This is a genomic window from Loktanella sp. DJP18, from assembly GCF_049310965.1.
Classification (GTDB): Bacteria; Pseudomonadota; Alphaproteobacteria; order Rhodobacterales; family Rhodobacteraceae; genus Loktanella.
The window spans coordinates 1-8017 of record NZ_JBMERN010000147.1 but is presented as its reverse complement, the minus strand read 5'-3'; the positions used below and the strand labels follow the sequence as shown (position 1 = coordinate 8017).

The window sequence follows — 8017 nt, the reverse complement described above, 5'->3', positions numbered from 1 at the left end:
ACCGGAACACGCCCGTCGGCATTTCATGTCCCAGACTGGGGTTTTTGCGCGTGACATGCGTGATCTCAAGGCGGTGCAGGCTCGTGAAGCGATTCTTTCAGGCGCAATCCGCATCCGCGTTTTTGATGAAGCGAAAGCCGAGGCCTCTTTGGGACGGTTTCCAGGCATGATGCATGCAAATCTGTTCATCAATGATGAGTTTGCGGTCGCTGGGAGTGCAAACTTTTCACGCCGTGGAATGTCGAACAATATCGAATTCAACGACAGGGTTCTGAGCGGACAGTCAAAGGCCGGCCATCGTGATCCACATGAAGCGCGACGTGAGGCGGGTGAGACATTCTGGGCCTGGGGTCGGGATTGGCGCACTGAAGCACTCGAAATTCTCTCACATCTTCTGCGTCATGTAAGTCCTGATCAGGCTATGCGAAGACTGACGTCAGGCATGCAAGATTTCCAACCTTGGAGGCCGATATCGGCGCGCATGGGGTCTGAAGAGGAGGACCTTGTTTTTGCTGCGAGTCAAACGATTTACGAGCATGGTGCTGCGCTTGTTGAGGTTCCTGCCGGATCTTCAAAGGGCATTGTTGGTCGGGCCATCGCTGCGATTGTATCTGACATGTATGAACGTTGCATCATGCATGACGATGGGGCGCCGTCGAGGCGGCATGGCACTGTCTCGCTCGTGTCGCCTCTCGCACTCGAAGCATGGAAGCGTGGGCGGCGCGGACCAATGAGGATCATGACGCCTGGATCTGATTTTCGTGATGGCAGTGAGCTTATGGATGAACTCAAGGCATCTGCCGGAATCGTTCTCGACAGTATCGAGTCTGATGTGTCGCGTATTCTCCCCGGTGGCACGCGAAGGAGTCTGATGACGCAGGCGGCAGGTGGTTGGACGGTGGGTCTTAGTCATCAACTCCCTGGCGGCCTTTTGCTTGAAGGCGCGCTGGATATTCTTGAAACCGCCGGAGCTCTTCATCTTCCCCAGGCTGCGATCGATGAGATCGGCATGGCTGCCGCACCGCTTGCTCTCACTCAATCTGCAAAGCGGCCCAAGCGCACTCAGGCCAAAGCAGAGGCGGCACAAGGCGAAGTATTCAATGCGCTGGGAGCCGTTTTATGCCGATCGACGGCTCAAGATGCACACAAGATTAGGATTGAGAGGCGCGAGATTGAGCTTCTGCCATTCCAATTCGATTTGCTCGATCAGATTGATGCAGAGTTAGGCGCTATCCTTGACACGCACATCGTCGATGTTCGAGCTGGAGATCCGGCTGCACTTGCTGTTCGAAGTGGGTTTCATCGCATTGCGGCAGGTCTGATGACTTCGGTCGAGGCACTGCGCATTGAATGGCAGGTTGGTCTCGGTGGAAGGCTTAAGAGGCCGGCTGGAGATGCCGGTCTTGCAACTCTATCGAACCAGGCAATGCTGCCTATGTTTGGCGAGCCAATTCCTGTATCAGAGCCGCGTGGTGTTGAAGCCATCGAGGCTTTAATTATGGACAGGTCAATGTCTGGTTTCGATACTGCACGCATCAAAACATGTCTCAGCATCATTTCCCACACCAAGCGATGTGTTATTCTCGTGGATACTGCATTTGAAGTATCTTGCATTGCCGATGAACTCTCCGAAGCATGTGATGCGAGAGTCTTTGGATTTGGTGGCTGCCGCATGGGAGACAAGTCCGAAGGTGACGTGATTGGCGGGGGAAAAACTGTAGGTCATCGCACCTGTGATATCGAGCGCTTCGACGAGCTGTCAGACTTTGTATCAGACGGAGCTTCGAGTGGAATTCTCGTGCTTCCCATGTCTGCGGCGGCATATTGCGAGTTTCGTGGGATTGATGCTTTCATCGGCTTTGCCTCTCCCGAATCCTTGAAGGTTCTCGCGGGTGTGCACGCCGCCATTGTGCGATCGACCATAGGGGAGGCCGACGGCATTGGAATATTGTATTGCATCAGCGCGAAACCGGCGCCGAATGCTGCTGAGCGGAAGTTGGCATCAAAGAGTTTTCGCGAAGCCGTTTTGGCCGGATCTGAGGGATCTATCGGTTGCGATCTTGTTGATATTGCGGAAGTCATGGCGCTTCTGGTGCAGGATCAGCCGACACCGGCGATTGCATCTACGTCGGGACGTTTGAGGGCCATTATGTCCCGTCTTCCTGCCCTCCCAGGCGATGGGAACGCAAAATCGACACCGGGAGGTTGGGGTGCCGAGTTTGCGCTACTCAGGGGCGCTGCAACACCTTTCACGGCATTTTTTCTATCAGGTAAGACTGGTCGCCGCGGAGAGGATTTCATGCCGCCGCGTATCGTTCTCGTGCGTGAGACCGCGGCAGGTTTCGAAATTGTTCGAAACCAGGTAGATGCACTCGATACGATCGCGTCTTGCTATACCCAGCATGCGAAAGGTGGACACAACGTCGTATCGAGCCCTCTGGAGAAGGACGAAGCAACGCTTGAAACGATCGGAGAGCATCTGGCCGCAATTTCTCATTGGGACATCAGGCCGGAGCGGGTAGCAGTGCTTTGTTGTAGCCTTGCCGAGTTCCTGGTGGAACGCCGATTGACGTGCGAGGGGGCATCTGTGCTTGGTGACTTGTCTCTGCCGTCACTTGAGCTTCTGTCAGAGCGCTGGGGAGTACATCTTGGCCCCTCTTGGGTCAAGGCCAAAAAGGACGCAGCTGATCGACTCGAGCATCGGTCTTTAGTTGATGGTCTGATTGGTATTGGTCGTATTGAAGATGTAATGAGATCGAGGCCGTCTTGGGAGACAGATGGTATCAGAAGCGATATGCGCGAATTTGTTGATGATCTCCTTTTTGCAGACCGGGAGAAGTCAAAGACCGTTCAGGATAGAGTTGCCGTTATTTTGCGTGGCGACCGCTTTGAATGACACTGATATTGGATGGAATCCAAACGTAAATACGGCAGCAAGACAGGTTTGCCCAGTCGTGAGATGCAGACCCAGTCCAAATTTTCACTAGGGCTGGATGTCGACCTCTATTATATCGTCACCCCATAATGTCAGATTTTCTTTGGCGTCCTGTCTGACGTAGCCCTTCTTGATTTTGCGACGCTCTATCAAACCTGCACGATGATTGATAGCACCCCGCTCACCAGACGAGGCGATGCGAACCCGCCCCAGGTGGCCGATGCGGCCCCACTGGATCATGATGGAGTGGTCCCCGAAGAGATTTGGTTCGATGCTGATCCTGTAGAACCGATAGCAGTTGTTCTCTGGCTCCACACGTGAAAGCAGGATATCCGGCATGATCGACCTCGCACTGAGTTTTTACAGCGCCCGTCGTAGAATAATCTCAACGCCCCATCGGCTGAGACGGTCATATCATGTCAGATTCGGTGCGTGAATCCCCTTATTTCAAGTTTGCCTCCTATCGGCAGACAGCCTTCGTTTTTGCGTCGATCGCGGCAGCCTCGCGCGGGTCGAATGCCAACCCATACGTTTTGGAAATGCGCACGAAACGCAGAATGTATTGGCAGTGAAAACCTGCGCTCGGCGGCATCCAGTCGAGGGGCCCTGACGCTCCCTTTTGGCGGTTTGCAGCCGCCTGAACTGCAAAAAGGTTCACTGGATCATTGGCAAACTGAACTCGTTTGTTGCTCGGCCATTTGTCAGCGCCACGATGCCAGGCAAAGGCTAAGGGCACCATGTGGTCAATATCGAGGTCAATGGCAGTGGTGTAAATCCGGTCAGTGTAAGGGTCGAGCCAGCGCCCTGCGACGACAGTGCATCCGTTCTTCGATTTCCTGACAGGTCCTGTAGAAAGGTCTGCCAGGATTTCCTGACGTGTGTTCATGCAGTCGCTGTCAATGTCAGTCCAGCCGCCGAACAGATCTCTGTCATAAGGCGCTTTTGCGGCCTGAAACGTGCTTTGGGGCCGCGGTGCGGTGACTGAGGCCGTCTGCTTGGGCGATGTCTGGCCGTGTTGGGCGGTACAGTTGCCCTGCCCTCTCGCGGGCTGCCGGCCGCCGTTTGCGAGACACTGCTCGATCGCGTGGAAAGGACGGAAGCTTGATGTCTTGTCGTAGTAGTCTCCGCCGGGGCAGTGACAGATGCCTGAGCTGGACATCTTGACAGGCGGCTGCTGGGCTGGCGCTGCGGATGCTTCTTGCGTCGCTAGGGTGATCGTGAGTGTAATGACCGACACAATGAGTGCCAGCTGTGTGCGAAACATGGAAGAACCTCCGGATACCTTTGTTTTCGTCAAAGGTCGGGAAGACTTTCTTGGATTATCCCAAGAGCGTCACACCTGACCCCATCATGGATGTGGGGTCGGGTGTGACGTCTCGCGTATCGGAGCGCCTCAGGGACGCGTGCGCTGAGGTTTGTATTTTTCCAGCACGTCATCAAGTCCGGTCATGGCGCTGTCAATATCACTCATGATCGCCGCGATCCTGTTTTCGAAATCAGGGTCGTCTGCCAAAGGCGTGTGTTTCTGAGACTTCATTTTCTCATTCACACCCTCTTTTTGCGCGCTGTGTCTGCTCAGAGTTCCACGTTCGTAAATCATGTCTGCGAAAACGGGCACCGCCCACATTCGATAAGAGGTTCTGGAAGTGATTTCTGTCACCAGACCCATTTTTTCGGCATCTGTCAGGAGATTCCGTGCGCCGCGTTCCGTCAAGTCAAGCGCGGCAGCAGTTGATGATCCATCGAGGATTGGCGTTTGCATGATGAGCTTTGCAAAAGCTTTACGAGATGAGCTTTTAATCTTCCCAGTAAACTCGTTTTCAAGTTTTTCAGCCCAGGCATTCAAAGGACCGAGGCGGCCAATCTCGCGTCCAATGGCAAGATGAAGCCTTTCAAATAATTGATTGCGCATCTGTGGACGGTCAAGCGCCCAACTCCGCAAACCACCCCGGGCCAGCGCAAGAGAGGGCGGACAAACCCATGAAGCGTCAATCTTGCTCTCATAAACATTCAGACTGGAGCTGACTACTGGATCTGAGAGAACGATGTCGCGACGCAATTCATGTTCCGCAGCCATAAAAATCAGCCGCTCTGTCATGGGGTGAGGATCTGGCATGCAAGATGATGCAAGGCGCGCAACGGCAACTGCCCCTAATATGGGTGGAGGCCTATCTCTGATAATCCTTGGTGCCATCTGCTTGAACATCTCTCGGCCACGGCCCCACGCTTGAACCTCGACATCGATTGGATAATAAACATAGCCACCGTCGCCGTCGTCTATGACGTCCGTTACCCTTGTTGCCTCCACACACCGATCGAAAACGCCAAGAGGGTCGTCGTTTATCGATCCCGGTCGTAATGTAGTGCGGTATATTTCCCGCGCTGTGCGTGCTGACTGTGGCTCACCCTTGATGGTGGAAAGCCCCAAGGGTGGCCTGATGATGTCGGTCTCTTTTGCGATAATCATCTCGAGGGATAAGCTTGCCGCAGATTCAGATAATCCTACCATGCGGCGCCAGAGGGCACCGAGTGCCGGTCGTGCGTCAAGTGTCGCAGCGATACGTGCTGCTCTTATTTCAAGCAGAAGAACTTGTGCTACGTTTTCCATAGCTTGTTTTGTAGCGTGTTTCGATTCGTGATGCACGACGAACTTCAGGTATTCGTCGATTTTAGCTGTGCTTCCTTGTCTTCTCCGTTTCAGATTTCTCGATCAAGGTCTGAAATTTAGCACTCCCATCATTTACCGAGCAGCACTTTCCAAATCCTGCGGATAAACCAGACCTGCTGATATAATGAGCTTAACAGCGTCGTCGATACCCATATCAAGCATCTGCGCATCCTGCTCCTTCACAAACAAAAGGAATCCCGACATCGGGTTTGGTGTTGTTGGCAGGAACACGGACAGGACGCGTTCGCCGCCGGGCGCTACATGATTGACGATCTCCCCTTTCGCATCCGTGGAGACGAACGCAATCGACCAGACGTCCTTGCGGGGGTACTCGATCAGGCAGGCTTTCTGGAATTTAGGACCATCCTGTCCGAGGATCGTTTCCACGATCTGCTTGATGGATGTATAAATGGAACTCACGACGGGCACGCGATTGATGATGGCATCGCCAAGCCGCACGAGTGTCCGCCCAAAGAAACCCTTGGCGATGATCCCGAGTGCGACCGTGAGCACCAGGAAGATCAAGACGCCGATCCCGGGCACCTGCCTCAGGATGCCGTCGGCAGAAATGGTATTTTTCGGTATCAGTGGGAGCACCCATCCGTCGATCATCATGACAATCGACCAGACGAGCCACAATGTGAGAACGACGGGCGATCCGACCGCAAGCCCTGAAAGAAAGTGTTTGCGCAGTCGCGTAGAGGTCTTGCTTTCGGTCTTGGGCTTCATGTTTTTTCCAATCTCTTTAACAAGAGATCGGTCTGATATCGTCTGTTTCAAAACGCGCAAAATGTCAGGTTCCAGCGGTACACTACAGACTCATCAGCATTGCATTTTCCAACCACACAAAAATGTAAACCGATCTGGTTGACATATCGAGCTCCCGGGAACCATATCCTCTCCACAGATTCATTTTCAGGGAGATGATCATGGCCAACGCCGAAGAAAGAAAAGACAGCCAGAAAACGACGCCCAAGCGCATGTTGGTGACGTTGCTACTCGATCGCTCCGGCTCGATGCAGGGTCTCAAGGACGACACAATCGGTGGCATCAATGCGTATCGCGCGAAGCTACGAAATTCGGGTGAAGACATTCGGTACAGCCAGGTGCATTTTGACACTGACTACGCCGGCAAGATGGATCTCGAGAAGGTTCACATCGCGGTGCCAGTCGGCGAACTCGGCGATATGACCGACGCAGACTATCAGCCACGCGGCGGCACTCCGTTGATTGATGCAGCCTGTGCGACGATCCGTGCTGTCGCTTCCTCTCTGGTCGATGCTGGAAAGGTCGAGGGCACCAAAGTCGTTATAGCGATCCAGACCGATGGCCGTGAAAACGGTTCCAGAGAGAATACGTGGGACGGTTTGAGAAGTCTTATCGCTGAGAAAGAGGCCCTGGGTTGGGAGTTCGTCTTCATGGGGGCTGGTATCAACGCCTACGAGCAGGGGTCCAGGATGGGCATCATGACAGCCAACACGTTATCCTATGGAAAGAACAAGGCAGAAACCGAAGCGGCCTTCGCAGAGACTGGAAGCAACTCAGCACTCTTTGCCGGCGGTGGTGCTGCGACGATGGCATATTCTGTCGATCAAAAGCTTCTCTCTGGCGATCTTCACATCTGATGAGAGCAGGCCGGCGCGCCCGCCACCAAACATTTTGAAGGATATCATGGGGAAAGACGACACAGCATTTGGAAAGGCCTTTGTCGCCCTACTCGGCCAGCACAATTTACGTCAGACACAAGTCGCGGAGTCTCTCGACGTGTCCCGCGCCTATGTGTCTGCTCTCGTGAATGGGCACAAAAGCCTCAAGCCTAATCGTATCGATGCCGTCGGCCAGGTACTCGGCTTCGATAACACGGAGGTTTTGCGCCTTCATCGCGCCGCTGCTCAAGATGCTGGCTTCCGACTCGATCTCCCGAAAGATTTTTGAGACGCAGCGTTTTCTGCATTGCAGCATTGCAGGGGTTTAGATCCGATACTTTGGGACCAACATACTCAGTGAGACATTCACTGAGGACTTCTGGTGCAAATCCATCGCCACGCCATAGCATCTGTTGCCAGCCCTGTTTCTGGGGATGTCAGTGGCGTGCTTGAAGGGCATTGGCTTCGGTTGAGCCCTGCGTCAAGGCGGTCTCGCTTTCTCATGGCGACCTCAGACAGAAGTCTCATCGTTCTGGCCCGGAACGCTCACCCCGATCTCGTTCTGAAGGTCGATGTTGACGGCGCTGTGCGCGGCACACTCGAAGCCTATCGTCTCCCCAATGGTCATGCTGAGATCGGTTTGTCTGTCGAGGATGAATATCAGGGCCAGGGCATTGGAAAAGAACTCTTCTGGAGAGGGCTGCAAGCTCTGATGGGTATGGATGTGACATCAGCCAGATTGTTCTTCTCTGCCCAGAACGATGGCGT

At 53.9% G+C, this 8017-nt stretch carries 8 protein-coding genes; 4 read left to right on the top strand and 4 right to left on the bottom strand.

Features of this window, described 5'->3' with window-relative positions; translation table 11 throughout:
* Positions 1 to 55: 55 nt before the first annotated feature.
* The gene (locus ACOI1H_RS22035; protein WP_422440208.1) at positions 56 to 2896 is read left to right on the top strand and encodes a hypothetical protein; all 2841 of its coding nucleotides are present in this window, start codon (positions 56 to 58) and stop codon (positions 2894 to 2896) included.
* An 87-nt stretch (positions 2897 to 2983) separates the two neighbouring features.
* Here the strand turns inward: ACOI1H_RS22035 and ACOI1H_RS22030 are convergent, their stop codons facing one another.
* The 4 genes from ACOI1H_RS22030 to ACOI1H_RS22015 all read right to left on the bottom strand — a co-directional run bounded on the left by ACOI1H_RS22030 (position 2984) and on the right by ACOI1H_RS22015 (position 6332).
* Positions 2984 to 3274, bottom strand: coding sequence for a WGR domain-containing protein (locus ACOI1H_RS22030; RefSeq protein WP_422440207.1), 291 nt, complete (start codon positions 3272 to 3274; stop codon positions 2984 to 2986).
* A gap of 121 nt (positions 3275 to 3395) precedes the next feature.
* The gene (locus ACOI1H_RS22025) at positions 3396 to 4199 is read right to left on the bottom strand and encodes an HNH endonuclease family protein (RefSeq protein ID WP_422440206.1); all 804 of its coding nucleotides are present in this window, start codon (positions 4197 to 4199) and stop codon (positions 3396 to 3398) included.
* Positions 4200 to 4328: 129 nt separating this feature from the next.
* Positions 4329 to 5543, bottom strand: a complete 1215-nt coding sequence (locus ACOI1H_RS22020; RefSeq protein ID WP_422440205.1) for a hypothetical protein — start codon at positions 5541 to 5543, stop codon at positions 4329 to 4331.
* Between the two features lie 132 nt (positions 5544 to 5675).
* Entirely contained in the window at positions 5676 to 6332 is a 657-nt protein-coding gene (locus ACOI1H_RS22015) for a DUF502 domain-containing protein (protein WP_422440203.1), read from the bottom strand.
* Positions 6333 to 6532: 200 nt separating this feature from the next.
* Here ACOI1H_RS22015 and ACOI1H_RS22010 point away from each other — a divergent pair, with 200 nt between their 5' ends.
* The 3 genes from ACOI1H_RS22010 to ACOI1H_RS22000 form a co-directional block, all read left to right on the top strand.
* Positions 6533 to 7228, top strand: coding sequence for a hypothetical protein (locus ACOI1H_RS22010; protein ID WP_422440202.1), 696 nt, complete (start codon positions 6533 to 6535; stop codon positions 7226 to 7228).
* Between the two features lie 46 nt (positions 7229 to 7274).
* Complete coding sequence (locus ACOI1H_RS22005) at positions 7275 to 7538, top strand: helix-turn-helix domain-containing protein (RefSeq protein ID WP_422440200.1); 264 nt, start codon at positions 7275 to 7277, stop codon at positions 7536 to 7538.
* Between the two features lie 213 nt (positions 7539 to 7751).
* On the top strand, positions 7752 to 8017 hold a 266-nt coding region (locus ACOI1H_RS22000; protein ID WP_422440198.1), incomplete at its 3' end, for a GNAT family N-acetyltransferase.